Here is a 25,493-nt window from a genome sequence, read left to right as displayed (position 1 = left end):
ACGGAGGACAATTTTCATGCATACATTATTTATGGTCTTATTAATTATTGATTGTATTGCATTAATTACTGTTGTATTACTCCAAGAAAGTAAAAGTAATGGACTTTCGGGTGCGATTAGCGGGGGCGCTGAACAGTTATTTGGTAAGCAAAAACAACGTGGCGTCGATTTATTCTTGCATAGATTAACAATTGTGTTAGCCATCATTTTCTTTTTAATAATGATTGGAATAAGTTATTTTGGTTTATAAGGTCCGACGATATCAATGTCGGGCTTTTTTATTTATAATAGAGTTAACACATTTTATAAAGAAATCATTATTTTAATATAATCATCAATGCATATTTTTAAGCTATTCAGGGAATAAAATAGATTGATTATATAATGAATGCAGTCTATTAGTACAAAATAAAAAAAGTAATCATATTATAATTTTTGTTAGAGAGGGATAAAAAATGCAAATTAAGTTACCTCAACCTTTCTTTTTCCAAGAAGGTAAAAGAGCAGTCTTACTCCTACATGGATTCACAGGTAATTCCTCAGATGTAAGACAACTTGGTAGATTTTTACAAAAAAAAGGTTATACTTCTTATGCGCCACAGTATGAAGGTCATGCTGCACCGCCAGAAGAAATATTAAAGTCTAGTCCATATGTGTGGTTTAAAGATGTACTTGATGGCTATGATTATCTTGTAGAACAAGGTTATGAAGACATAGCGGTAGCTGGATTGTCATTAGGCGGCGTATTTGCATTGAAGTTAAGTTTAAACCGTCCTGTAAAAGGTATCATAACAATGTGTGCACCTGCCGAAGTAAAAACAGAAGGTACAATCTATGAAGGTTTTTTAGAATATGCACGTAATTTTAAAAAATACGAAGGTAAAGATCAAGCAACGATTGATAAAGAAATGGAAGATTTTCATCCTACTGAAACACTCAAAGAACTTAGTGATACTTTAAGTCGTGTGCGTAATGATGTAGATGAAGTCTTAGATCCCATTTTAGTAGTTCAAGCTGAAAAAGATGAAATGATTGATCCTCAGTCAGCAAATTATATATACGAAAATGTAGATTCAGATGAAAAACAAATTAAATGGTATGCAAATTCAGGACATGTCATTACAATTGATAAAGAAAAAGAGCAAGTGTTTGAAGATGTATATGCGTTTTTAGAAGGATTAGACTGGTCTGAATAAATCATAAAAATAATTGATTAAAGAAAGGAGGGGCATGATGAATTTAAAGCAATCCATTGAAGAAATTGTAAAACAACCTGATTATGAACCGATGTCTGTATCAGACTTTCAAGATGCTTTAGGTCTTAGTAGTGCCGACTCATTTAGAGAATTAATAAAGGTGCTCGTTGAACTTGAACAAGCAGGATTGGTAGAGCGAACAAAGACAGATCGCTATCAACGTAAAGTATCAAATAAGAATTTAAGTTCAAAATTAATAAGAGGTACTTTAAGTCAAAATAAAAAAGGCTTTGCTTTTTTACGCCCAGAAAACGAAGAACTTGAAGATATTTTTATTCCACCAACAAAGATTAATCGTGCTTTAGATGGAGATACAGTAATAGTTGAATTACAAAAATCCAGAGGAGAACATCGTGGAAAAGTTGAAGGTGAAGTAAAATCTATAGAAAAACACTCTGTCACACAAGTGGTAGGTACGTATAGTGAAGCAAAACATTTTGGTTTTGTCATTCCTGACGATAAACGTATTATGCAAGATATATTTATACCTAAAGGACAGAGTCTTGGAGCCGTAGATGGTCATAAAGTACTTGTCCAAATCACAAAATATGCTGATGGCACAGATAATCCAGAAGGACATGTGTCTGCTATTCTAGGTCATAAAAATGACCCAGGAGTAGATATTCTTTCAATTATTTATCAGCATGGAATTGAGATTGAATTTCCTGATGAGGTATTAAAAGAAGCGGAATCAGTCCCTGAAGAAATAAAACCTGAAGAAATTAAGGGACGAAGAGATTTAAGAAACGATCTTACAATTACAATAGATGGTGCAGATGCTAAAGATTTAGACGATGCAATTAGCGTTAAACGTCTAGATAATGGCCATACGGAATTGACAGTAAGTATTGCAGACGTAAGTTATTACGTAAAAGAAGGCTCTGCGCTAGATAAAGAAGCTTATGATAGAGCAACGAGTGTATATTTAGTAGACCGTGTTATTCCAATGATTCCACACCGTTTAAGTAATGGTATCTGTTCATTAAATCCTGAAGTAGATCGTTTAACGTTAAGTTGTCGTATGGAAATAAATGAGCGTGGCGAAGTGGTGAATCATGACATATTTGATAGTGTTATTCATTCAAACTATCGTATGACATATGATGCAGTAAATCAAATTATTACCGAAAAAAATACAGAAGTGCGTCAACAATACAGTGAAATTGTCCCAATGTTAGATTTAGCACAAGATTTATCTAATCGACTTATCCGTATGCGTAAACGTCGTGGTGAAATTGATTTTGATATTAATGAAGCAAAAGTGTTGGTCAATCAAGAAGGACTACCTACAGATGTAATAATGCGAGAACGTGGTGAAGGAGAGCGTTTAATTGAATCATTTATGTTAGCAGCCAATGAAACAGTTGCTGAACATTTTAACAAATTAGAAGTGCCATTTATTTATCGTGTTCATGAACAACCAAAATCAGATCGATTACGCCAGTTCTTCGACTTTATTACTAATTTTGGTATTATGGTTAAAGGCACAGGTGAAGATATTCATCCTTCAACATTACAATCTATCCAAGAAGAAGTTGAAGGTCGTTCTGAGCAAATGGTTATTTCAACAATGATGTTACGTTCGATGCAACAAGCACATTATGATGATACAAATTTAGGTCATTTCGGCTTGTCAGCAGAATATTATACACATTTTACTTCCCCGATTCGTCGTTATCCAGATTTAACTGTCCATCGCTTAATTCGTAAGTATCTTGTCGATCACTCTATGAATCATAAAGAGATGCATAAATGGGAAGAAACATTACCAGAATTAGCAGAACATACATCTCAACGTGAACGTCGCGCAATTGAAGCAGAGAGAGATACAGATGAGTTGAAGAAAGCAGAGTATATGATTCAACATATTGGTGATGAATTTGAAGGTATTGTAAGCTCTGTTGCCAATTTTGGTATGTTCGTTGAATTACCAAATACGATAGAAGGTATGGTTCATATTTCTAATATGACAGATGATTATTATCAATTTGATGAAAGACAAATGGCGTTGATAGGTGAACGACATGCTAAAGTGTTTAGAATTGGTGATGAGGTAAAAGTTAAAGTTACTCATGTAGACGTAGATGAACGCATGATAGATTTCCAAATTGTTGGCATGCCATTACCTAAAAATGATAAATCACAGCGTCCTGCTCGTGGAAAAACGATTCAAGCTAAAACGCGTGGTAAATCTTTAGATAAATCCAAAGATAATCATCATAAAAACAAAAAGAAAAAACGTAAACAACGTAAGGGTAAAAATCAACGTCAACGTGATAAACAAAGCTCAACTAAGCATAAACCTTTTTATAAAGATAAAAATATTAAGAAAAAAGCGCGTCGTAAGAAAAAATAATCAGCAAAGAGGTGACATACAGTAATGGCCAAGAAAAAAACAAAATCACCAGGTACGTTGGCTGAAAACCGTAAAGCAAGACATGATTATAATATTGAAGATACCATTGAAGCAGGTATTGCGCTTCAAGGTACAGAAATTAAATCGATTCGACGTGGTAGTGCGAACTTAAAAGATAGTTATGCACAAGTGAAGCGTGGAGAAATGTACATTAATAATATGCATATTGCTCCATACGAAGAAGGAAATCGTTTTAATCATGATCCATTACGATCAAGAAAGCTGTTATTGCATAAAAAAGAGATTATCAAACTCGGCGAACGTACAAGAGAAATTGGATATTCGATTATTCCTTTAAAATTGTATTTAAAACATGGACAATGTAAAGTTTTATTAGGCATAGCTCGTGGTAAAAAACTGCATGATAAACGTCAAGCATTGAAAGATAAAGCAATGAAACGAGATGTTGATCGTGCAATGAAAGCCCGTTATTAAGCATAATTGTTGCTTAATCGGGCTCTATTTGTTATGATAAGTAAAGTTGTTTAAATTAAACTGTATCTTATATTTTATTATATTGCGGGGGCGTTTTTGGATTCGACAGGGGTCCCCCGAGCTTATTAAGCGTGTCGGAGGGTTGTCTCCGTCATCAACACATTCGGTTAAATATAACTGACAAATCAAACAATAATTTAGCAGTAGCTGCGTAATAGCGCTCTGCATCGCCTAACAGCATTTCCTATGTGCTGTTAACGCGATTCAACCCTAATAGGATATGCTAAACACTGCCGTTTGAAGTCTGTTTAGATGAAATTTAATCAAACTAGCATATTGTTGGTTGTCTATTGCTTACCAATATGCGAAATGAATCAATAGACTACACACGTAGAAAGATTTGTATCAGGACCTCTGGACGCGGGTTCGAATCCCGCCGCCTCCATCTCATAGCTTGTAACCTTATTGGTTGCAGGCTTTTTATTTTTATTGCTCCAATACAGCTCCAAATATGCCCCAATAAAAATGCACCCTATAATTAAGATGCAATATTTTTGTATAAAACTATTTCATTTTTATCATTGTGAATTTCAAGGATAATATCATGAATTTTCTCATCTTCACTATAAGTATCTTTCATTTCATTATATTTAAAATATGCTAACTGTCTATTTGTCCTTTGTCCCAGTTATGTTGAGTTTTTATTGATTTTTTTGTTCTAAATCCGTAGAAGCGGTTTATCTTTTTAGGTGGGTTTTTAATAATTAAATTTCCTAGTAAAATCATAAAAATACTTGAAGGAAATAAAAGCATTTGATAACTTCCTTTTTCATGTTTTTGAAGAGCTTCTTTCTTAATATTATATAGAAATAATGTAACGAAAAAAATAATGTAAGTATGATGTTAATAAATTAAAGAATGATGAATACTTTTGACTAACACTAGATATAAGTCAGTTAGTCTAAGACAAAATAGAAATAACGAACTTTTATGATTGGTAAATCAACTGTGGTGATTAAATGTAATGCAATTTATATTTACATTTATGTGATAAATCATTTTGCCTCAAATATACAATGTTTTTAAATTTCAATTATTTATTGTAATAACATTAAAACGTTGATATATTAATGTTTGTAACGTTTTTTTTAATATATATTAGGGTAGTTTTAAAGAAAATAATTTATAATTTAATTGTTTGGAGAGAAGTAATGAACAATCAATCAAAATATTTTCATCATGTAGAACATAGGAAATTTCAAAGTAGTTCAAAAGCAACGCTTTGGTCTTCTTTGATTATTACGTTGATTTTTACAATTGTAGAGTTTGTAGGTGGGTTATATGCTAATTCACTTGCTTTATTATCAGATTCATTCCATATGTTAAGTGATGTTTTGGCACTAGGGTTGTCTATGCTTGCTATTTATTTTGCAAGTAAACCTCCAACGAAACATTATACGTATGGATTTTTAAGATTAGAAATTATTGTAGCTTTCTTAAATGGTTTAGCATTAATTGTTATTTCGTTAGGTATTATGTATGAAGGCATTTTGAGAATCATACATCCTGAATCGGTAGCAAGTGGTATCATGATATTTGTAGCTGTATTAGGTCTTATTATAAATATCATTTTAACACTTATTTTATATAGATCTTTAAGAAAAGAAGATAATGTTAATATTCAAAGCGCATTATGGCATTTTTTCGGAGATTTATTAAATTCAATTGGCGTTATCGTAGCAGTAGTACTTATTCATTTTACTGGATGGGAAATTATTGACCCAATCATTAGTATCATCATTTCTCTTATCATTTTAAATGGTGGATATAAAATAATTAAAAATGCTTGGAAAGTGTTAATGGAGAGTATTCCAGATGGATATGATTCAGATGAAATTATTAATGCAATGAAAAGCGTTGAAGGCGTTATAGATGTGCATGAATTTCATTTATGGAGTATCACTACAAACCATAGTTCATTGAGTGCTCATGTTGTTTTAAGTGATGAATATACTAAATGGCCATATTCAACGGTTAATAAAGTTTCTGAATTGTTGAAAGAAAAATATAATTTAGAACATGTTACACTACAAATTGAAAATATTCATCTTAACCATTTAGATGAAGATTACTTTAAACAATACGAAGAATGATAATTAAATAAGAGTAGAAGCGATGGATAGTAAGAGCGCTTCTACTCCTTATTTTTAGTTTTTATTTATTTTTTTACTATCTACGCGTTCAGAATTGCCTTTAGATTTGTGTGCTTTTGGATTATTTTTTTTATGTGCACTTTCGTTTACATCTTTGACTGTATCATTACTATGACTACATGCACCTAATACTAGAAAGCTTGAAAGTGTTAGTAAGGCTAATTTTTTCATTGTCTCATCCCTTTGTTTTAAGTCGTATCATATTTTAGTATGGCATATTAAATGTAATATTCAATAAATATTTATAAGTTTTAAAAAGAAGTCGAAAATAAAAGGTAGAGCCTCAAAACTCTACCTTTTTTATTATTAATTGTTTATTTGGTTTATATTATTATTCGTATTACCGCTTTGTGTATTTTGAGTTGTATTTGATGTGCTATTTTGATTTACATTATTAGTGTTGTTTTTTGTTGTATTAGATTCATTTGTATGATTATATTGAGTACTATTTTGACTATTCTGGGTTTGAGTAGAATTTGTTTGTTTTAAATCATTATTTGCTGAATTCGTCTGATATTGAGATGTGTCTTGTTGGTGTGTTGAAGGTTCTTGGTGTCGTTGTGTAGAATTTTGGTTATTTGTAGTCGCATTATTTTGTTCAGTAGTTGGGTTTTCTTGTTGTGTAGTTGGTGATTCTGATGACTGAATTGAATGTTCTTCTGTGGCGGGTGTGTTTTCTTGAGTGGCAGGAGTGTCCTGAATAGACTCATTTGATGTATCCTTATGATCTTTCTTAGAATTATTATCTTTTTTATTATTATTTTCTTTATTTGTTTTATTATCTTTAGGCTTTTCTTTTTTTACAGGAGTGATGTCACTTTTAGAGGGATTATTACTCTCAATGACTTTATGAATACCCAGTGCAAGCATACTTAATAAGATAATAATAATAGCCATAGCAAGCATTTTTAAGTAATTTTTATTCTTAAAAATAGCAATAATACCAAAAATAATGACTATACATGCGATTAAAAATAAAGTAATGCCTAGATAGAATATAATGTTATCCATAACTGACCTCCATAATTACAACATATCAATCAAATATTACTATAATTATTACATAATAAATATTAATATTTATTTAACATTTTATTATTTTTTTAAAACAATTTAGTTAATAAAATTATTAATATAATAGTGTTATTCATTCGATTTATTGTAAATGTTAATTTCTTCATTTTTAAAATTGATTGAAACATATAGCTGGTCATCATATGTATTAATAGGAAGACAGGGTGTATTCAGTTTAAACTCTGATAGAATTTTAAATGAACCATTATTTAAAGGTTCAACTATAGATACATCATTTTCGTTTTGTTGTATAAGTAGATTTCTATTCGTCATATTATTAATTTTCCAATGATTCATATAAACTCACCTCTATTAAAAATAAAAAGCCTGAAACATACTCAATACATATGTGCAGGCTTTAAAAGTTATATTCATAGTTAAATAAATATATTTATTTAAGACTTTTAAGCAAAGATCCTTGAATAGGAATAAATTGAAAAAATTAGATGTTTTTAATTAAAGCTTTGTTCAATTTCAGTAAAAGCTTTATTTGTAACTTTAATATTATCAATTCTATCAGACATAATATTTCCATCTAGATAGCCATGATCAATAAGAACTTTACAATTTTCTAAGAAATCGCTATATTTTCTATCGCAAAAATAATCATCTTGAGCTGTAATACTATCTTTAAAATTATTTGCTTCTTCCTCTGTTTGACCACTATTTGAACGTTCCATATATAGCTTATAAAATTTTGCTACTGTATATTTTTGTTCGTTAGTTAATTCGTCCATAGAAACGCCTCCTAAACTCATTACTTATATATACCCAATTTAATTTAATTAAAAAACTAAAAAAACGATATTACATTTATTGAGCTTTTTTAATACCTTGATCTACTGCTTCGGCAAATCTATAAAATGTTCTCGTATAATTTTTGGGGGATCGTCTATTATTTTTATCCAAGTTGTTATGTTTAAAAAACAAAGCTCGTTGGCGAGTCGTCAATTCTAGTTGCACTCCTGTATCTTTTTTATCTCTATTAATAATATTATTATTGGAAAGGGCCTCAATTCCTTTAGGCGTTTTTTGTACTGTAAATCCATGATCAGTTAATGAATGACGTAATGTTTGAACCAATTTTTTATCTTGACCACCTACGTAAACAATGGGTTCATCGCCTGCATATCCGTGAATAGATACTGTTTTTGACGAATGGTTGAGCATATCTAATAATTGAGGTTCATCAAAAACAGTAGAAGTAATATGTAGTTGAGCATTATTATCTGAACGTAGACCTTCAAATGAATAAAAATTATATTGACCAATATTTGAAATACGACGAGCGAGTTCAGTGGTTCCAGGTTCAATACTTCCACCATGAATCGCTGTAATTAAGGTATCGCTGTGCTTACGGTGTTTTGTGATTATTTTCCAATCTTTATTTTTTGTTGTATGTTGTTTTAAATCATTAAAGTTAGCATAGTAATCTAAAGATTGATTTTGTTTTAAATCAAAATGTTTATAAAAGTAAAGAAAGAAAAGAATAAATAATATAATAATAAGAGTTAAAAACATATAATAAAAAATTCGATAATGTAATTTTTTGTTTTTCATAAAAATAAGTTGTTCCTTTAAATATCATTTCTTAGTATAGAAAAGTATAGCGTAACGCCATAGTCTTTAACTATTAGTATTTTTTTACGAGCTTAAGGCGATAGTCATTATTAAAATTATCAACTAAAGCATATGGAGAGATAATCAGTAAACCATGATCATTTATCGTATCTTTACTTACACCGTATTTATATGCTTGATAAATAATTTTAGTACAATATGTAAAACGTTCACTTTTTAAATTAAGTGTAACTAAATAAGTTTTATCACTATTTTTATAATGAGCTTTTGCCCAATCAGCTGCTTTTTGACCTGCATTAGGATATTCACAACGATATACTTTAATCCAATCATTTTTTTTAACGCCAAATCGCTGTTTAAATGATTCGAAAGATTCAGTAATAGGCTTATCGCCGGGTCCTTCAATTTGTAAAACAGTATCATGATCTAAAGCAATACTTGAATGTCCAAAGAAACCAAATAATACCGGACCTTTTGTAAGAATAATGTCACCAGGTTGTAATTTGAAATCATTTCCTTTTCCTGAAGATGAAGAAGTGGAACTTATAGATGCATAAGTATGAGAAGGGAACGCGAAAAATAGTAATGAAATGAAAATAACAAATATAATACGCTTCAATTGAATAGTCTTCAATTTATATCTCCTTAATTGTTTTATAGAGAAATATATATAAAAGAACAAAATAAGATTGTATTTTGTTCTTTTAAACTCTATTTATAAAATACCAAATATTAGTACATATATCAGTAAAGCAAAACCAAAAATATAAAAGATGACTGTAAAGCCTAAATATGATTCTTTACGTTCTTCTTTTTTAGATTTTAGCAATAACCCTAATATAATTGAAGCAGCAACAACAAATATAATACCCAGCCAAAGTAAAATTGTTAAATGTGTACTCATTTGTAAACCTCCCACATTTTAATTAAAAAAAGTTATATATCAGTGGATATATATAATATAAAAAAATGATTAGATTAGTTAAAAAAATTATTTCGCTTATAAGGTTTTTATCCAAAATAGCGGCAATTAAACTGAATGAAATAGTAAGGCCACATATGATTAAACCAGGTATGAGCCAAAAATAATCATCTAACTTAGGAAAATAGGTGACAGTAATATTAAAACCTAGAAATAAAAGGGTAATCATAATATTAATCCAAAATAATTTATTAATATTCATAGGTAGTGTCACCTCTATAACAATGATGTCTTTTTTATCATCATATCACTTCTTTAAAAGAAAGGTAAAACTTTAATTCTTATTAAAAGAATTACTTCGTAAATTCACAGAAAAAAGCTGGCGATTAAACTAAAATATACTCATCGGCAGTCATAAATATGTATGATTACACTAATAAACATATCAATTAAAAGGGGAAATCAGAAAAGTAAATAGAAGAGTATAAAAGTTCAAAAAATCGTCACATTTACAGAAAGTTAATATCCGCATAGAATGTTTTTAGTGAATAATTAAAAATAAAGTGTTTTAATTATTTTAATAAAATCAATTAAAACATTACAACTTTTATAAAAATCTAACTTACTGATTTGCTTATATAAATAAACATCACTCATTTAGAAATAATAAGATGATAGGAGATACTGAAATGTTGTAATGTGAGGAGGAAAAAATGACATTTTATGATTTTGTTATTGGATTTATTAATGATGATACACCACTAGGAAGTTTAGCAAACTACATTGTAAATGATCATAAATTTCCCAAAAACGAACGCAATAATAAAGAAATTAGAGCATATGTTATGTCAAATTACGTTGATCACCAACTTATCGAAAGCGCTAATCGAGCAATTAGCCTCTATAAATTAATTTGAATTAGGATAGTACCAATTTTGTTGCTTTAGCGCATTCCATATATCTTTAGTTTTAAAGTTTAATTCATTATCTCTAATTGAAAAAGGTTCTATAATTTCTCTATCTAACCACGAATGAATAAGTTCACTAGGAACTCCATCAAGTAACATTTCTGATTTACTTATTACAAAACATTCCCAATCTAATGAGAGGTTATTAGGATTGACATAATTGTATTGATTATGATCATTCATAATGAACGCTCCTTTATTTATAAAACTTATAATTCATTATACCCCTTATAATGAGAATCAAACGAGTAGTAATTAATTTTTTACCTTTAGTTATTTTTAAGTATAAAAAAATTAAGGTATACTATGTATGGATTATAAAGTGGTGTAAAAGAAAGTTGCCTATATTATTTAAAAAATATATTGAGGTGAATGTAATGAGTAAAATACTCTATTTAATGAGACATGGACAAACTATGTTTAATTTAAGAGGGAAAGTACAAGGTGCAAGTGATTCTCCACTTACTAAATTAGGAATATCTCAAGCGAAGCAAGCAGGTCATTACTTTAAACATAATCATATTACTTTTGACGAAGCATATTCATCTAGTTCGGAACGAGCATGTGATACGTTAGAAAATGTTTTACCTGATCAAGCATATCAACGTAATAAAGGATTAAAAGAATGGAGTTTTGGGCTATTTGAAGGAGATAGTGTTCAATTATTGGATGCAGTTTGGGATAAACACGATATTTTTGGAACTAGACTACGTGCTTTCGGAGGAGAAACGAAAAGTGAAGTTGAACATCGTATCGTCACAACATTAAGTAATTTATTAGAGTCCTCTAATGGAAAAACATTCTTAGCGGTAAGCCATGGTACAGCCATTCAGGTTTTTTTAAGAAAATGGATAGGTGATGATATGGCAAATCAATATATCATTGGAAATTGTTGTATTTTAAAATTCATTTATACACATGGAAAATTTGAATTTCTCGATATTGTTGATCCTACAATCGATGATGTCAATAAATAAAATTATTATCCTGGCTATTTAATATCATAGAGTAGCCAATGAACATCGAAATAAGTATCATCTACTTTAAATGAGTTTTTTTCAATCCCTAAAGTTTCAAAACCAAGTGCAGTGAAAAAAATCTTTGCACTAATATGATTGGACGTAATACAAGTCATTAGTTTTTCAATATGACGAGACTTTGCATAATTAATCACTTCACAGATTAAATTTTGCAAAGTAATCTCGTCTTTTTTGTCTTTTAAAAAGAGATTTTCTAACATTGCTTTATGTTGTGTGCCTACTTGTTTGAGTTGTCGCAATGTAACACCAGCCACAAGTTTTTCATTTTTAAAATTGCCCAAAATATTACAATACTCTTCTTCTTTAGATAGAATGTGTTTTAAATAATTTGGAGACACATGTTGAAAATAAAGTTTATCCCATGAATAAGTATGTGAATCATTTGATATTAAAGTAATATATTGATTTAAATCATTGTTAGTAAGAATTCTAACTTCTGACATTATACTCACCTCAAATTATCATTAGCATTTAATAATCTATTTATACAAATTAATTGAATTATAAATATTTTATAAACTTTAATTAATAACTATATACATAGAATAGCTTATTTTAAAAAATTATACAAAAAGTGTGAGAATATATAGACATTAAAATAATATCTATCATACATCGATATTTTTAAACTTAATTTTTTAGATAGGAAATGGGCAGGATAGGATTCAATTTGAACTCGTCGTTCAACTCTAGCAATACAGCCCCAAGAACGTAGATGTTTTTATTGAAAGTCTTTACGTTAACTTCCGTACTACTATTGAAATAACTTGATATCAGCTCTTTTCAATTCAACCTTTATCTATCAACATAAAAAAATCCTGAGACATAATGAGACGTCCCAGGATTTTTTAAAATTATAAAATTTAGATTTTAAAGCGTAATACTAATTAGTCAACAACTTGAACATTTAAATCTACATCGATGTTGCCACGAGTTGCTTTTGAATATGGACAGAATTCGTGAGCGTCTTGTAGATATTTTTCAGCATCTTCTTGAGATAATACATTTTTAACTTTTGCATCAATAGATACGCTTAATTTTGGACTTTCAGCATTTGGATCATCTTCTAAGCGTACAGTTAAAGTTACCTCAGGTTCTGCCCCACGAACTTTGTTTTGTTTTAAAATAAGGTCATATGCACCATTGAAACATGAAGCATAGCCAGCTGCGAATAATTGTTCAGGGTTAGTTGCTTTTCCATCTGCTTGTTGTGGTGGTAATACATCTACATTTATTGCATTATCGTCTGTGTGTACGTGTCCTTTACGTCCACCAACGTTTGTTGCTTTAGTTTCATATTGAACTGCCATTATTATTACCTCCTAAATTCGAATATAATTATTGTATACCCAACTAAAACGTTTTAAATCATGATTTGTAAAAATTAACATGAATTTTAAACATTGGCGAGTGTGACATAAATAGTTTAAAATAATATAAAATTGTAAATGGTAAGAAAAGAAGGGATTATATGGCAGAAGTAAAGGTAGCTGCAACCATAGCACCTCAAGATATAATAGATAATGAAACGTTAAATAGTATAAATGATAATCATGCATATATAGATATCATTGAGTTGCGTATAGATCAATGGGAGAGTCATCATCACGAACATTTAATGAAAAACCTTTCACTTCTAAATGAAATAAAGGGTCATTTCAAAATATTGGTGACATATCGCACACTTTCTCAAGGTGGAAAAGGTCAGTTAACTAATAAAGAATATTTACAGTTAATTGAAACAATTTCCTCAATAGATGTATTTCAAATGATAGATATAGAATGGGAGTCAAATATAGATGTTGAGACGCATAAACGTATTATAGAAAATGCACATCGTCATCAGAAGCAAATAATTGTCTCATATCATAATTTTTTAGAAACGCCACCGTTAGAAGAATTAAAATTCACATATTATAAAATGCTAAAATTAAATCCTGAGTATGTAAAAATTGCAGTAATGCCTAAGGAAAATCAGGACGTAGCAACGCTATTAGAAGCAGTAGCTTACACATCTGAAGCGATTTCTCAACAAGTTATTGGGATATCTATGTCTCGTTTAGGATTAGTGAGCCGAACTGCTCAAGGTGTTTTTGGGGGGACAGTGTCATATGGTTGTTTAGGTGAACCTCAAGCGCCAGGACAGATTCATGTTAAAGAACTAAAAAAACAATTATTATTTTATGAAAACATGTAGTATACATTGAAATGTCATCGATATCCGCGTATAATTGATAATAGTTATCAATATAGAGGAGCGATAATTGTGGAATTACAAGAAGTAATTTCTTTAAGAAGAAGTATAAAGAAATTTAAACATGATATGGTTATTAATGATGAAGATGTATTTAAAGCCATAGAACAAGCTACTGACGCTCCTAATCATGGTATGAGAGAACCGTGGAGAGTTATTCATGTTTCTAAAGATAGATTAGGAGATATGAGTAGAGATATTACACGTTTTGCCTTTCCAAATAGTCCGGAAAAACAAGAAGATCATTATAACGCGGTGACAAATTTAGGAGGTATGTTAGTTTTAGTACTTAAAACTGACCCACGACAACGACAAAATCGCGAAAACTTTTTTGCGATGGGTGCATACACTCAGAATCTAATGTTATTACTCTATGAAAAAGGTATTGGTACATGTTGGAAAACGCCATTGTACATCTTTGAACCAAAAGTAAGAAAAGCATTTGGTATTGCTAAAGATGAAGCTATTGCAGGTTTATTGTATCTTACTGATTTAGAAGAGGTTCCACCTAAAGCAAAACGTAAAAATAAACATTTAATCTCAGAATATTAAAGAAACCACACTCAAAATAACGAGTGTGGTTTTTTAATTATTTATTAAATGTTTCTTTTAAGAATGATTCAACTTGTTCAGGTGATTTTGCATTAGCAGAATGTAAATGGGCATGTTTTTGACCATTTTCAAATATAAGTAAACTTGGGATACCCATGACTTCATTGTCTGATGCTACATCTTCTAATTCATCACGATTTACTGAATACCATTTATAGTCGTTATACTTGTCAACGATTGGATCAATCCACATATCCATTGCTTTACAATCAGGACACCAACCAGCTTCAAATTTTACAATAACAGGTTGTTCACTTTGAATAACTGAATTAAATTCTTCAGTAGTAGTAATATTTTTCATACTTTACACTCCTTTTAGCTTGTTTTATATATTATAACTAATTACTAATGTTTAGAAAAAAATAAAGCTTAAAAAGTAGAGCGTTTATTTAAATAATCTGATATATTTAGAATAAGTTTAAATAGGAGGATAATACTGAATGATTAAATTTTATCAATATCCAAAATGTACAACTTGTAAAAAAGCTGCTCGATTTTTAGATGAGCATGGAGTGAGTTATGAGTCTATAGATATTGTGCAACACACACCTACAAAGCAAGAATTCAAAGAGTTAGTAGTTAAATCAGAAGTGGAAATCAATAAATTCTTTAATACACATGGTGTGAAATATAGAGAACTTGGTTTGAAAGATAAATTAAATGAATTATCTAATGATGAAAAATTAGAACTCTTAGCCTCAGATGGAATGTTGGTAAAACGTCCGCTAGCGGTTTCGGGTGAAAAAGTTACATTAGGTTTTAATGAAGAACAATACAAAGATGTATGGTTATAGAAAGTATAATCACAACTTTTAATATTAATAGTTGAATGAAAACTTACGGTATGGCATCATTAAATTGTAATTATTTTTAGGAGGGGATTTTCGTGGCAGTACCGAGCGAATTCAAATATTCTAAGGAACATGAATGGGTTAAAGTTGAAGGAAATACGGCAACAATTGGTATTACTGAATACGCGCAAGGTGAATTAGGAGACATCGTATTTGTCGAATTACCAGATGTCGATGATGAAATTAATGAAGGGGATACATTTGGTAGTGTTGAATCAGTAAAAACAGTATCTGAATTGTATGCACCTGTTTCTGGGAAAATTGTTGAAACAAACGACGAATTAGAAGATAGTCCAGAATTTGTTAATGAATCACCTTATGAAAAAGCATGGATGGTAAAAGTTGAATTAAGTGACGAAAGTCAATTAGATGAATTACTATCAGCTGAACAATACTCTGAAATGATTGGCGAATAATTTTTTAAAACTCCTTGATATTAAATCTAGGAGTTTTTTATATAATTATATTAATTATCTGTAAATTGTGTTTATATTCATCAATAACGTGAAAAAGTAAATGATTGTTTAATATCGACTTAGAAGGTGGATGAACATGGCAATTTTAAATAAAGTTATCATTGTTGAAGGTAAATCTGATAAGAAGAAAGTGCAACAAGTCATTGCTGAACCTGTAAATATTATTTGTACACATGGTACAATGAGTATCGACAAACTAGACGATATGATAGAAACGTTATATGGAAAACAGGTCTATATTCTTGCCGATTCAGATGATGAGGGCGAAAAAATTAGAAAGTGGTTTAAACGTTATTTAAGTGAAAGTGAACATATCTATGTAGATAAAACATATTGTGAAGTCGCACGTTGTCCCAAAAATTATCTTGCTCATGTATTGAGTAAATACGGATTTAACGTAAAAAAAGAGAAAAAACTTATACCTAATTTAAGTTCTGAAAGGTTAGTACTTGTGAATGAATAATTCTATTAAAATCGAAGACATCAAAGAACACTTTGATAAAGATAAACATTTAATATTTGGATATACTCCTATGTGTGGAACATGTAAGATTTCAGAGCGCATGCTAGATATTGCAAATGATATCGAACAATTACCACTTAAAAAAATTGATTTAAATTTCCATAAGTATTTTAGTGAAGAATATAAAATTATGTCTGTACCTGTACTGTTAATTATGGATAAGGATAAAGAGGTAGATAGAATCTATGCATTTCAATCTGTGCCATATTTGTTAGAAAAGTTAAAAAATGATTGACGAATTATTAGTACAGTGATAGGATATAAATTAATTAAATAGTGCGAAAACTCTTATCGAGAGAGGTGGAGGGATGTGCCCTACGAAGCCCGGCAACCGTCTATAATAGAAATGGTGCCAATTCACATAAAGTTTAATACTTTAGAAGATGAGAGAAAGATAATTTTAAATGCTTTCTCATCTCTCTAGGTGGGGAAGCATTTTTTAATTACATAAGGAATTTAAGGGAGGCACTTAACGTGATTGAGTTAAATCAAGTTGTTAAACGCTATCACACAAAGAACAAAGATGTACTAGCAGTAGATCACGTTGACTTGAATATAGAATCAGGCTCAATTTTTGGAGTGATTGGGTTTTCTGGTGCTGGTAAAAGTACGTTAATTCGAATGTTTAATAATCTAGAAGAACCGACTTCAGGGGATATCATTATAGATGGAGACAATATTAACAAACTTTCTAAGTCAGATTTGAGAAAAAAACGACAAAAAGTAAGTATGATTTTCCAACATTTTAATTTGTTATGGTCACGTACTGTCATTAGTAATATTATGTTCCCACTAGAAATAGCTGGAGTATCTCGTGCAGAAGCAAAACAAAGAGCTTTGGAACTTGTAGAGTTGGTCGGTTTAAAAGGTCGTGAAAAAGCTTATCCTTCAGAATTATCAGGTGGTCAAAAACAAAGAGTTGGGATTGCTCGTGCATTAGCGAATGATCCGAATGTCTTATTATGTGACGAGGCTACAAGTGCGCTAGATCCACAAACAACGGATGAAATTTTAGATTTACTATTAAAAATAAAAGAAGAAAGAAATCTAACGATTGTGATTATTACACATGAAATGCAAGTGATTAGACGCATATGTGATGAAGTTGCAGTGATGGAAAATGGGCGTGTTATTGAGCAAGGTAAAGTTGATGAAGTATTTGAAAATCCTCAACATGAGGTGACAAAACGATTTGTGAAAGACGATTTAGACGACGATTTTGAAGATTCAATTAAACATCTAGAACCATTAAACAAAGACGCTTATATTGTAAGGTTGAATTTCAACGGTAATAATACCACACAACCTGTTGTATCTGATATTACGCGAACGCAGAATATTGAATTAAATATTTTGGAAGCAAATATTAAAAATACACGTACAGGTTCAGTTGGATTTTTAATTGTACACATTCCACATATTAGTGAAGATGGATTTAATACATTCGTAACTGAGTTACATAAAGAACACGTAAATGTGGAGGTGATTAAACATGGATAAATCATATGGTGATATCTTCCATGAAATGATTACTATGCCTAATGTGCAATGGCCTGAAGTTTGGCAAGCAATTTATGAAACACTTTATATGACTATAGTGTCAACCATTTTTGCTTTTATCTTTGGCTTAATCTTAGGCGTGTTGCTTTTCTTATCAGCTAAAAGTGACGCACCTGGAGCTAAGATTTTCTATACGGTAGTTTCATTTATAGTTAACTTGTTCCGTGCGATTCCATTTATTATTTTAATTTTGTTATTAATTCCGTTCACAAGTGTATTATTAGGTACAATTAGTGGACCGACGGGAGCACTTCCAGCATTAATCATTGGTGCTGCACCGTTCTACGCAAGACTAGTTGAAATCGCATTTAAAGAAATCGATAAAGGCGTTATTGAAGCAGCATGGTCTATGGGTGCAAATACTTGGACAGTCGTTCGAAAAGTATTGCTTCCAGAAGCAATGCCAGCACTTGTTTCAGGTATTACAGTAACTGCTATCGCTTTAGTTGGTTCAACTGCTATTGCCGGCGTTATTGGTGCAGGTGGTTTAGGTAACTTAGCTTACTTAACTGGTTTTACACGTAACCAAAACGACGTCATTCTAGTGTCAACCGTATTTATTTTAATTATTGTATTTATAATCCAATTCATCGGGGATTGGCTTACAAATAAAATTGATAAACGATAATAGAAAAGAGGACAGATTAAATGAAAAAACTTTTAAGTTTAGTATTAGTACTTACACTGACAGTTGTATTAGCTGCTTGTGGTAAAGGCGGAGACGAAAAAGATAAAAAAATCGTTGTAGGTGCTTCACCAGCACCACATGCTGAAATCTTAGAAAAAGCAAAACCACTTCTTGAGAAAAAAGGTTATGATTTAGAAATTAAAACAATCAATGATTACACTACACCTAATAAGTTGTTAGATAAAGGTGAACTTGATGCTAACTACTTCCAACACGTTCCTTATTTAAAAACTGAAAGTAAAGAAAAAGGATACAAAATTGAAGATGCAGGTAAAGTTCATTTAGAGCCAATGGCTGTTTATTCTAAAAAATACAAAAGTTTAAAAGACCTTCCTAAAGGTGCGACAGTTTATGTTTCAAATAACCCAGCTGAACAAGGTCGTTTCTTAAAATTCTTCGTTGATGAAGGCTTAATTAAAATTAAAAAAGGCGTAAAAATTGAAGACGCTAAATTTGAAGATATTACTGAAAACAAAAAAGATATTAAATTCAATAACAAACAATCAGCTGAATATCTTCCAAAAATCTATCAAAATCAAGATGTAGATGCAGCTATTATTAATTCAAACTATGCTATTGATCAAGGCTTAAGTCCACAAAAAGATTCAATTGTAGTTGAAAAACCTAATAATAACCCTTATGCAAACCTAATTGCAGTTCGTAAAGATCATAAAGATGATGAAAAAATTAAAGCTTTAGTTGAAGTATTACAATCTAAAGACATTCGTGATTTCATCAATGAAAAATACAAAGGTGCAGTTGTACCTGCAAAATAATGAATAATAATGCAGTAAAAAACGGTTCACAAAGAAATATGTGAACCGTTTTTTTATTTTATATCAATACATTTATTGCAGTCATTTATATTATAAACTTGAATCGTCTTGATATAGTATTCCAACGCCGATACCACCTTGACCCATCGCATATTCAAATTTAACAATTTCTATATATGGATGTTCTTCTAAGAATGCATTGACTTTTTTATTTAAACCTTTTTCTGTCATAGCAGTAAAATTAACAAATGTCATAGTTATCATCTCCAATTGGATAAGTAAATTGAACAATGTTATTATAACAATTATTTTAATTAGACAGAAAATATAAAAAAATAACAGAATTTATGTTTATACATGATATGTATTGGGTATGTTAATATTACAAAAATCATTTAAGAATGAAATGTTCAACAAGGAGGAATTTAAAATGGCAGAAGATAAATTTGAACAAGCTAAAGGTAATATTAAGGAAACAGTTGGTAATGCAACTGATAATAAAGATTTAGAAAAAGAAGGTCAAGGCGACAAAGCTTCAGGTAAAGCTAAAGAAGTGGTTGATAACGTTAAAGATAAAGCAAATGATGTTATTGATAAATTAAAAGGCGATAAATAAGTCGTTTTAACTAGAAGAGAACGCATGTGTTAAACACATGCGTTTTTTGTTTATTTTAGAATATTATGTCTGAGTATCATTGTTAGACGTAATTAGTCCTAATGAATAACTTACTATATATCCTATTACTAAAGAAATAATCGAAACAATCCATTCTACTGGTGATTTAGGAATTCCTGGGAATACAGCATAAATTGAACCAATAACAAAACCAGTAATTAAGGCAAATGTTCCAATAAAGTGGTGGGTTAAAAAGTATTTTATAATACGGCTTGAAAATAGAAATCCACATAAAATACCTAAACCAACTACTATTAATATAGGCAGACCGGTAAAGTTAAATTTAGCTAAATTAGCAATAGCTAACATTATTGTTCCATATGCACCGAATACAAGTAGCATAAATGAGCCAGAGATACCTGGAAGTAGCATTGCACTAGAAGCACAAACACCTGCTATAAAATATTTAATAATAAGACTAAAAGATAATTGAAGTGTTAAACTTGATTGCTGTGTGCTAGGATTTAATATTGTTAATGCTACTATAACTATGATTCCTAAAATTAATAATCCATAGTGTTTAGTTGTAAATGTTTTTTTAAAATCTGAAGTTTTTAATAGGTAAGGGACAATGCCTATAATTAAACCAGTAAAAAAGAACATCGTTATTACATGATGATGATCGAGTAGGTAATGAATTAAATTACTAAGTACACCAATCGCTAAAATCATTCCTATTAATATAGGAAGTAAAAATTTTAGACTTGGCCAAAACCGTTTAGAAAACAATCCACTAATGGATGAAATAAAATCATCATAAATCCCTAAAAGTAAAGCAATGGTACCTCCACTGATTCCTGGAACTAAATCTGAAGTCCCCATCGCAAATCCTTTTAAAATATTTTTCCATTTGAATGTCATAAAGGTCTCCTTTCTTTCTTTATTAAGTTAATACGAATATTACCAAATTTTCACCTTACATTGAAATATTAAATAGTTAATCATCGTTAGTATCTAGTTACCTATTGAGAACAGATGCCTTTTGATTATCAGTCGCACTTGAAAATTGAAGTGATTTCGAAACAATTTTGACGAAAATATAATCTTTTTTGTCATTTTAATAAGTTTATATTGGGGACTATTTACGTTATAATTAAGTGTATTAAAGTGTTAGAAGTCTTTTTGACTATAAATTAAAATTACTATAAACTAGTTAAGAAAACTTTATATTTTATGGAGGGAATATAAATGTCATCAACATTGGAAATTAAAGACTTACATGTGTCTATTGAAGATAAAGAAATTTTAAAAGGTGTTAATTTAACAATTAATACTGGTGAAGTTCACGCAATCATGGGACCTAATGGTACAGGTAAATCAACATTATCTTCTGCAATTATGGGTCACCCAAGTTATGAAGTTACTCAAGGTGAAGTATTACTCGATGGCGTAAATATTTTAGAATTAGAGGTTGACGAAAGAGCAAAAGCAGGTCTTTTCTTAGCAATGCAATATCCATCAGAAATTACTGGTGTAACAAATGCAGACTTTATGCGTTCAGCGATTAATGCAAAACGTGAAGAAGGTCAAGAAATTAACTTAATGCAATTTATTAAAAAATTAGATAAACAAATGGATTTCTTAGATATTGATAAAGATATGGCGCAACGTTATTTAAATGAAGGTTTCTCAGGTGGGGAGAAAAAACGTAATGAAATCTTACAATTAATGATGTTAGAACCCAAATTTGCGATTTTAGATGAAATTGACTCAGGTTTAGATATTGATGCATTAAAAGTCGTTTCTAAAGGAATCAATGAAATGCGTGGTGAAGATTTCGGTGCATTAATGATTACACACTATCAACGTTTATTAAACTATATTACTCCTGATAAAGTACATGTTATGTATGGCGGTAAAGTTGTAAAATCAGGCGGTCCAGAATTAGCTAAACGTCTTGAAGAAGAAGGTTATGAATGGGTTAAAGAAGAATTTGGTGCAACTGAATAGGTCATTAAATAATATAAAAACTATTCATAAAAAGAACTGATTGATTTTAAAATGTGGAAATAAACAGTTTATATATCAATTCAGTTACTAAAATTTTTCATCAAGTAGGAGGAAAAAGCATTATGACAACAGAAACTTTAAATATTTCTGAAGCACAACTTGTTGATTATTCTAAAGCACAAAATGAACCTTCTTGGATGACTGAACTACGTCAAAAAGCTTTGAAATTAACAGAAACTTTAGAAATGCCTAAACCAGATAAAACAAAACTAAAAAAATGGGATTTCGATGCATTTAAACAACATCATGTAGAAAGTAAATCATATAATGATGTATCAGAACTTCCTGAATCAGTTAAAAATATTATTGATATAGAAAATTCTAAAAATTTAATTATTCAACATAATAATGATTTAGCTTTCACACAAGTATCAGAACAAGCAAATCATAATAATGTTATTATTGAAGGTTTATCAAAAGCGCTACAAGATCATAGTGAATTAGTAGAAAAATATTTAATGAAAGATGCAGTTACAGTAGATGAACATCGATTAACTGCTTTGCATACAGCATTATTGAATGGTGGCGTATTTGTATATGTCCCTAAAAATGTAGTAGTTGAAGACCCTATTCAATATGTAGTATTACATGACAATGAGAATGCAAGTTTATTTAATCATGCCATTATTGTAACGGAAGAAAGTGCTGAAGTAACATATGTTGAGAATTACCTTTCAACTGCAAGTGGTGAAGGTAATCAAGTCAATATTATTTCTGAAGTGATTGCAGGAGCAAATTCAAACATTACTTATGGTTCAGTTGACTATCTAGATAAAGGATTTACAGGTCACATTATCCGTCGTGGTGTGACGGCAGCAGATGCATCAATTAATTGGGCTTTAGGTTTAATGAATGAGGGAAGCCAAATTATTGATAATACTACTAACTTAATTGGTGATCGTTCAACAAGTGAACTAAAATCAGTCATTGTTGGTACTGGTGATCAAAAAATTAACTTAACATCTAAAATCGTTCAATATGGTAAGGAAACAAATGGTTATATCTTAAAACATGGTGTAATGCGTGAAAATGCTTCATCTGTATTTAATGGTATTGGATATATTAAGCATGGCGGTACAAAATCTATCGCAAATCAAGAATCTCGTGTGTTAATGCTTTCAGAGCATGCTCGCGGAGATGCGAACCCTATTCTACTTATCGATGAAGATGATGTTGAAGCAGGTCATGCAGCTTCGGTTGGTCGTGTTGACCCAGAACAACTTTACTACTTAATGAGCCGTGGTATTTCTCAAAAAGAAGCAGAACGTCTTGTTATTCATGGTTTCTTAGATCCAGTTGTCCGTGAATTACCAATTGAAGATGTGAAACGTCAATTACGAGAAGTCATCGAACTTAAAGTAAATAAATAGATCATTGAGATTTTCAATAAAAGAAAGGTCGTGAAGGTAGTGGCCGAAACTTCATTAAACATACAAGAAATTATTGAAGACTTTCCTATACTAAATCAAAAAATTAATGGAAAACGATTAGCTTATCTTGATTCAACAGCAACAAGTCAAACACCAGTGCAAGTATTAAATGTATTAGATGATTATTATAAACGTTACAATTCTAATGTGCATCGTGGTGTGCATACTCTAGGTTCTTTAGCAACAGATGGATATGAAAGTGCTCGTGAGACAGTACGACGTTTCATTAATGCTAAATATTTTGAAGAAATTATTTTTACTAGAGGTACGACTGCTTCAATTAATATTGTTGCACATAGTTATGGAGACGCTAATATTAACGAAGGCGACGAAATCGTTGTGACAGAGATGGAACATCATGCTAATATTGTGCCTTGGCAACAGCTAGCTAAACGAAAAAAAGCTACTTTAAAATTTATTCCTATGACTGATGATGGTGAACTAAGAATTGAAGATGTCAAATCGACAATTAATGACAATACTAAGATTGTAGCTATTACTCATGTGTCTAATGTCTTAGGTACCATTAATGATATAAAAGCAATTGCTAAGATTGCGCATGAACACGGTGCTATTATTAGTGTTGATGGAGCACAATCTGCACCTCATATGGATATCGATGTTCAAGATTTAGATGTTGATTTCTTTAGCTTTAGCGGTCACAAAATGTTAGGACCGACTGGTATTGGTGTATTATATGGAAAACGTGAACTACTTCAAAACATGGAACCTGTTGAGTATGGTGGGGACATGATTGATTTTGTAAGTAAGTACGATGCAACATGGGCTGACTTACCTACTAAATTTGAAGCTGGTACACCGATTATTGCTCAAGCTATTGGATTGGCTGAAGCTATTCGTTATATCGAAAATATAGGCTTTGATGCCATTCATCAGCATGAAAAAGAATTAACAGAATATGCATATGAGCAATTATCTTCAATTGAAGGATTAGAAATATATGGTCCCCCTAAAGAAAGACGTGCAGGTGTGATCACTTTTAATTTAGCTGATATTCATCCACATGATGTTGCTACAGCAGTAGATACTGAAGGTGTCGCTGTTAGAGCTGGACATCACTGTGCGCAACCATTAATGAAATGGTTAAATGTATCATCTACTGCAAGAGCAAGTTTTTATATTTATAATACTAAAGAAGATGTTGACCAATTAGTAGAAGCATTGAAACAAACGAAGGAGTTTTTCTCATATGAGTTTTAATAATTTAGATCAACTTTATAGATCTGTAATTATGGATCATTATAAGAATCCTCGTAATAAAGGCGTTTTAGATAATGGATCAATGACAGTAGATATGAATAATCCTACTTGTGGTGATCGCATTAGACTAACATTTGATATCGAAGATGGTATCATTCAAGAGGCGAAATTCGAAGGTGAAGGTTGCTCAATTTCAATGTCAAGTGCATCGATGATGACTGAAGCAGTTAAAGGTCATTCATTAGGTGAAGCAATGCAAATGAGTCAAGAATTTACTAAAATGATGTTAGGTGAAGATTATAACATCACTGAAGATATGGGAGATGTAGAAGCATTACAAGGGGTTTCTCAATTCCCAGCGCGTATTAAATGTGCAACGTTAGCGTGGAAAGCTTTAGAAAAAGGTACAGTGCAAAAAGAAGGTAAAGCAGAAGGTACAACTGAAGAATAAAATACGAATAGGTAATAAATGTTATTCTAAGCACTATGGTGCTGTGACATTTTACACATA

35 protein-coding genes, 1 other RNA gene and 1 riboswitch are annotated in these 25,493 nt (G+C 30.6%); of the genes, 22 read left to right on the top strand and 14 right to left on the bottom strand.

All coding sequences use genetic code 11. The features are described 5' to 3' along the window. The first annotated feature begins 16 nt into the window (after positions 1–16). The 6 genes from secG to HMPREF2629_RS03855 all read left to right on the top strand — a co-directional run bounded on the left by secG (position 17) and on the right by HMPREF2629_RS03855 (position 6,260). Entirely contained in the window at positions 17–250 is a 234-nt protein-coding gene (gene secG, locus HMPREF2629_RS03880) for a preprotein translocase subunit SecG (protein ID WP_002448159.1), read from the top strand. A gap of 205 nt (positions 251–455) precedes the next feature. Next, positions 456–1,196 carry an alpha/beta hydrolase gene (locus HMPREF2629_RS03875; RefSeq protein WP_017175900.1) on the top strand — a complete coding sequence of 247 codons (741 nt, stop codon included), beginning with the start codon at positions 456–458 and terminating at the stop codon, positions 1,194–1,196. A gap of 37 nt (positions 1,197–1,233) precedes the next feature. After that, complete coding sequence (gene rnr / locus HMPREF2629_RS03870; protein WP_049415374.1) at positions 1,234–3,612, top strand: ribonuclease R; 2,379 nt, start codon at positions 1,234–1,236, stop codon at positions 3,610–3,612. Positions 3,613–3,636: 24 nt separating this feature from the next. Then, a complete protein-coding gene (smpB, locus tag HMPREF2629_RS03865; protein ID WP_017175898.1) occupies positions 3,637–4,107 on the top strand; it encodes an SsrA-binding protein SmpB in 471 nt (156 codons plus the stop codon). An 86-nt stretch (positions 4,108–4,193) separates the two neighbouring features. After that, positions 4,194–4,555: a transfer-messenger RNA gene (gene ssrA, locus HMPREF2629_RS03860) on the top strand. Positions 4,556–5,318: 763 nt separating this feature from the next. Beyond that, the gene (locus tag HMPREF2629_RS03855) at positions 5,319–6,260 is read left to right on the top strand and encodes a cation diffusion facilitator family transporter (protein ID WP_019835719.1); all 942 of its coding nucleotides are present in this window, start codon (positions 5,319–5,321) and stop codon (positions 6,258–6,260) included. A 54-nt stretch (positions 6,261–6,314) separates the two neighbouring features. Here the strand turns inward: HMPREF2629_RS03855 and HMPREF2629_RS11145 are convergent, their stop codons facing one another. The 8 genes from HMPREF2629_RS11145 to tsaA form a co-directional block, all read right to left on the bottom strand. Further along, the gene (locus HMPREF2629_RS11145) at positions 6,315–6,491 is read right to left on the bottom strand and encodes a hypothetical protein (RefSeq protein WP_019835718.1); all 177 of its coding nucleotides are present in this window, start codon (positions 6,489–6,491) and stop codon (positions 6,315–6,317) included. Between the two features lie 135 nt (positions 6,492–6,626). Then, a complete protein-coding gene (locus HMPREF2629_RS03850) occupies positions 6,627–7,331 on the bottom strand; it encodes a hypothetical protein (protein WP_017175892.1) in 705 nt (234 codons plus the stop codon). Between the two features lie 132 nt (positions 7,332–7,463). After that, a complete protein-coding gene (locus tag HMPREF2629_RS03845) occupies positions 7,464–7,691 on the bottom strand; it encodes a hypothetical protein (RefSeq protein ID WP_017175891.1) in 228 nt (75 codons plus the stop codon). Positions 7,692–7,846: 155 nt separating this feature from the next. After that, positions 7,847–8,131: a hypothetical protein gene (locus HMPREF2629_RS03840; protein ID WP_017175890.1), complete on the bottom strand. Its 285-nt coding sequence runs from the start codon at positions 8,129–8,131 to the stop codon at positions 7,847–7,849. 76 nt (positions 8,132–8,207) lie between these two features. Next, complete coding sequence (locus HMPREF2629_RS03835; RefSeq protein ID WP_070813150.1) at positions 8,208–8,954, bottom strand: poly-gamma-glutamate hydrolase family protein; 747 nt, start codon at positions 8,952–8,954, stop codon at positions 8,208–8,210. 73 nt (positions 8,955–9,027) lie between these two features. Further along, entirely contained in the window at positions 9,028–9,594 is a 567-nt protein-coding gene (gene lnsA / locus HMPREF2629_RS03830; protein ID WP_029376807.1) for a lipoprotein N-acylation protein LnsA, read from the bottom strand. 96 nt (positions 9,595–9,690) lie between these two features. Then, positions 9,691–9,879, bottom strand: coding sequence for a type II toxin-antitoxin system toxin TsaT (tsaT, locus tag HMPREF2629_RS03825; protein ID WP_017175887.1), 189 nt, complete (start codon positions 9,877–9,879; stop codon positions 9,691–9,693). 22 nt (positions 9,880–9,901) lie between these two features. Then, positions 9,902–10,159, bottom strand: coding sequence for a type II toxin-antitoxin system antitoxin TsaA (gene tsaA / locus HMPREF2629_RS11275; RefSeq protein WP_017175886.1), 258 nt, complete (start codon positions 10,157–10,159; stop codon positions 9,902–9,904). A gap of 451 nt (positions 10,160–10,610) precedes the next feature. Between tsaA and HMPREF2629_RS03815 the strand changes: the two genes are divergently transcribed. Beyond that, positions 10,611–10,814, top strand: coding sequence for a sterile alpha motif-like domain-containing protein (locus tag HMPREF2629_RS03815; RefSeq protein WP_017175885.1), 204 nt, complete (start codon positions 10,611–10,613; stop codon positions 10,812–10,814). Here the strand turns inward: HMPREF2629_RS03815 and HMPREF2629_RS03810 are convergent. Further along, positions 10,806–11,048: a hypothetical protein gene (locus tag HMPREF2629_RS03810; protein WP_017175884.1), complete on the bottom strand. Its 243-nt coding sequence runs from the start codon at positions 11,046–11,048 to the stop codon at positions 10,806–10,808. The genes HMPREF2629_RS03815 and HMPREF2629_RS03810 overlap by 9 nt on opposite strands. Positions 11,049–11,242: 194 nt before the next feature. Between HMPREF2629_RS03810 and HMPREF2629_RS03805 the strand changes: the two genes are divergently transcribed. Beyond that, complete coding sequence (locus HMPREF2629_RS03805; RefSeq protein WP_017175883.1) at positions 11,243–11,842, top strand: histidine phosphatase family protein; 600 nt, start codon at positions 11,243–11,245, stop codon at positions 11,840–11,842. A gap of 14 nt (positions 11,843–11,856) precedes the next feature. Here the strand turns inward: HMPREF2629_RS03805 and HMPREF2629_RS03800 are convergent, their stop codons facing one another. Together HMPREF2629_RS03800 and HMPREF2629_RS03795 are read right to left on the bottom strand one after the other, a co-directional pair. Beyond that, the gene (locus tag HMPREF2629_RS03800) at positions 11,857–12,348 is read right to left on the bottom strand and encodes a GNAT family N-acetyltransferase (protein ID WP_070813149.1); all 492 of its coding nucleotides are present in this window, start codon (positions 12,346–12,348) and stop codon (positions 11,857–11,859) included. Positions 12,349–12,792: 444 nt separating this feature from the next. Next, the gene (locus tag HMPREF2629_RS03795) at positions 12,793–13,215 is read right to left on the bottom strand and encodes an organic hydroperoxide resistance protein (RefSeq protein WP_048680989.1); all 423 of its coding nucleotides are present in this window, start codon (positions 13,213–13,215) and stop codon (positions 12,793–12,795) included. A gap of 161 nt (positions 13,216–13,376) precedes the next feature. On the opposite strand from HMPREF2629_RS03795, the gene aroD reads away from it, so the two are divergent. Both aroD and HMPREF2629_RS03785 read left to right on the top strand, forming a co-directional pair. Further along, positions 13,377–14,102, top strand: coding sequence for a type I 3-dehydroquinate dehydratase (gene aroD, locus HMPREF2629_RS03790; RefSeq protein ID WP_049382067.1), 726 nt, complete (start codon positions 13,377–13,379; stop codon positions 14,100–14,102). Between the two features lie 69 nt (positions 14,103–14,171). Further along, positions 14,172–14,711 (top strand): nitroreductase family protein, encoded by a 540-nt coding sequence (locus HMPREF2629_RS03785; protein WP_002448165.1) that lies wholly within the window; start codon positions 14,172–14,174, stop codon positions 14,709–14,711. Between the two features lie 37 nt (positions 14,712–14,748). Here HMPREF2629_RS03785 and HMPREF2629_RS03780 read toward each other — a convergent pair whose 3' ends face one another. Continuing rightward, entirely contained in the window at positions 14,749–15,072 is a 324-nt protein-coding gene (locus tag HMPREF2629_RS03780) for a thioredoxin family protein (protein WP_048682682.1), read from the bottom strand. A 139-nt stretch (positions 15,073–15,211) separates the two neighbouring features. Here HMPREF2629_RS03780 and HMPREF2629_RS03775 point away from each other — a divergent pair, with 139 nt between their 5' ends. The 7 genes from HMPREF2629_RS03775 to HMPREF2629_RS03745 all read left to right on the top strand — a co-directional run bounded on the left by HMPREF2629_RS03775 (position 15,212) and on the right by HMPREF2629_RS03745 (position 19,645). After that, a complete protein-coding gene (locus tag HMPREF2629_RS03775; RefSeq protein WP_048761460.1) occupies positions 15,212–15,565 on the top strand; it encodes an arsenate reductase family protein in 354 nt (117 codons plus the stop codon). A 92-nt stretch (positions 15,566–15,657) separates the two neighbouring features. Then, a complete protein-coding gene (gene gcvH / locus HMPREF2629_RS03770; protein ID WP_017175879.1) occupies positions 15,658–16,038 on the top strand; it encodes a glycine cleavage system protein GcvH in 381 nt (126 codons plus the stop codon). A 136-nt stretch (positions 16,039–16,174) separates the two neighbouring features. Continuing rightward, on the top strand, positions 16,175–16,561 hold the full coding sequence (locus tag HMPREF2629_RS03765) for a toprim domain-containing protein (protein ID WP_002448075.1): 387 nt from the start codon (positions 16,175–16,177) through the stop codon (positions 16,559–16,561). Continuing rightward, a complete protein-coding gene (locus tag HMPREF2629_RS03760; RefSeq protein ID WP_070813148.1) occupies positions 16,554–16,856 on the top strand; it encodes a thioredoxin family protein in 303 nt (100 codons plus the stop codon). Before HMPREF2629_RS03765 ends, HMPREF2629_RS03760 begins: the two co-directional genes overlap by 8 nt. A gap of 50 nt (positions 16,857–16,906) precedes the next feature. Continuing rightward, positions 16,907–17,011, top strand: a riboswitch (SAM riboswitch). 84 nt (positions 17,012–17,095) lie between these two features. After that, positions 17,096–18,121, top strand: a complete 1,026-nt coding sequence (locus HMPREF2629_RS03755) for a methionine ABC transporter ATP-binding protein (RefSeq protein ID WP_048680282.1) — start codon at positions 17,096–17,098, stop codon at positions 18,119–18,121. Beyond that, a complete protein-coding gene (locus tag HMPREF2629_RS03750) occupies positions 18,114–18,809 on the top strand; it encodes a methionine ABC transporter permease (protein ID WP_002448101.1) in 696 nt (231 codons plus the stop codon). The genes HMPREF2629_RS03755 and HMPREF2629_RS03750 overlap by 8 nt, the downstream gene beginning before the upstream one ends. Positions 18,810–18,829: 20 nt before the next feature. After that, positions 18,830–19,645, top strand: a complete 816-nt coding sequence (locus HMPREF2629_RS03745; protein WP_049382066.1) for a MetQ/NlpA family ABC transporter substrate-binding protein — start codon at positions 18,830–18,832, stop codon at positions 19,643–19,645. A 90-nt stretch (positions 19,646–19,735) separates the two neighbouring features. Here the strand turns inward: HMPREF2629_RS03745 and HMPREF2629_RS11140 are convergent, their stop codons facing one another. After that, positions 19,736–19,900, bottom strand: coding sequence for a hypothetical protein (locus HMPREF2629_RS11140; RefSeq protein WP_002448129.1), 165 nt, complete (start codon positions 19,898–19,900; stop codon positions 19,736–19,738). A gap of 175 nt (positions 19,901–20,075) precedes the next feature. Between HMPREF2629_RS11140 and HMPREF2629_RS03740 the strand changes: the two genes are divergently transcribed. After that, positions 20,076–20,261, top strand: coding sequence for a CsbD family protein (locus HMPREF2629_RS03740; RefSeq protein ID WP_002448111.1), 186 nt, complete (start codon positions 20,076–20,078; stop codon positions 20,259–20,261). A gap of 63 nt (positions 20,262–20,324) precedes the next feature. On the opposite strand, the gene HMPREF2629_RS03735 is transcribed toward HMPREF2629_RS03740, so the two are convergent. Next, positions 20,325–21,182, bottom strand: a complete 858-nt coding sequence (locus HMPREF2629_RS03735) for a polyprenyl-phosphate transporter PopT (RefSeq protein WP_019835074.1) — start codon at positions 21,180–21,182, stop codon at positions 20,325–20,327. A 327-nt stretch (positions 21,183–21,509) separates the two neighbouring features. On the opposite strand from HMPREF2629_RS03735, the gene sufC reads away from it, so the two are divergent. The 4 genes from sufC (at position 21,510) to sufU (ending at position 25,433) form a co-directional block, all read left to right on the top strand. Then, entirely contained in the window at positions 21,510–22,271 is a 762-nt protein-coding gene (gene sufC, locus HMPREF2629_RS03730; RefSeq protein WP_002448050.1) for a Fe-S cluster assembly ATPase SufC, read from the top strand. Between the two features lie 122 nt (positions 22,272–22,393). After that, entirely contained in the window at positions 22,394–23,701 is a 1,308-nt protein-coding gene (gene sufD / locus HMPREF2629_RS03725) for a Fe-S cluster assembly protein SufD (RefSeq protein WP_017175874.1), read from the top strand. 30 nt (positions 23,702–23,731) lie between these two features. Beyond that, the gene (locus tag HMPREF2629_RS03720) at positions 23,732–24,982 is read left to right on the top strand and encodes a cysteine desulfurase (protein ID WP_170999981.1); all 1,251 of its coding nucleotides are present in this window, start codon (positions 23,732–23,734) and stop codon (positions 24,980–24,982) included. Continuing rightward, a complete protein-coding gene (gene sufU, locus HMPREF2629_RS03715; RefSeq protein WP_002448166.1) occupies positions 24,972–25,433 on the top strand; it encodes a Fe-S cluster assembly sulfur transfer protein SufU in 462 nt (153 codons plus the stop codon). Before HMPREF2629_RS03720 ends, sufU begins: the two co-directional genes overlap by 11 nt. The last annotated feature ends 60 nt before the right edge of the window (positions 25,434–25,493 follow it).

The organism is Staphylococcus sp. HMSC034C12 (genome assembly GCF_001835895.1).
Classification (GTDB): Bacteria; Bacillota; Bacilli; order Staphylococcales; family Staphylococcaceae; genus Staphylococcus; species Staphylococcus hominis.
Note: the sequence above shows the minus strand (reverse complement) of the source record. Positions and strands in the feature narration are given on the sequence as shown.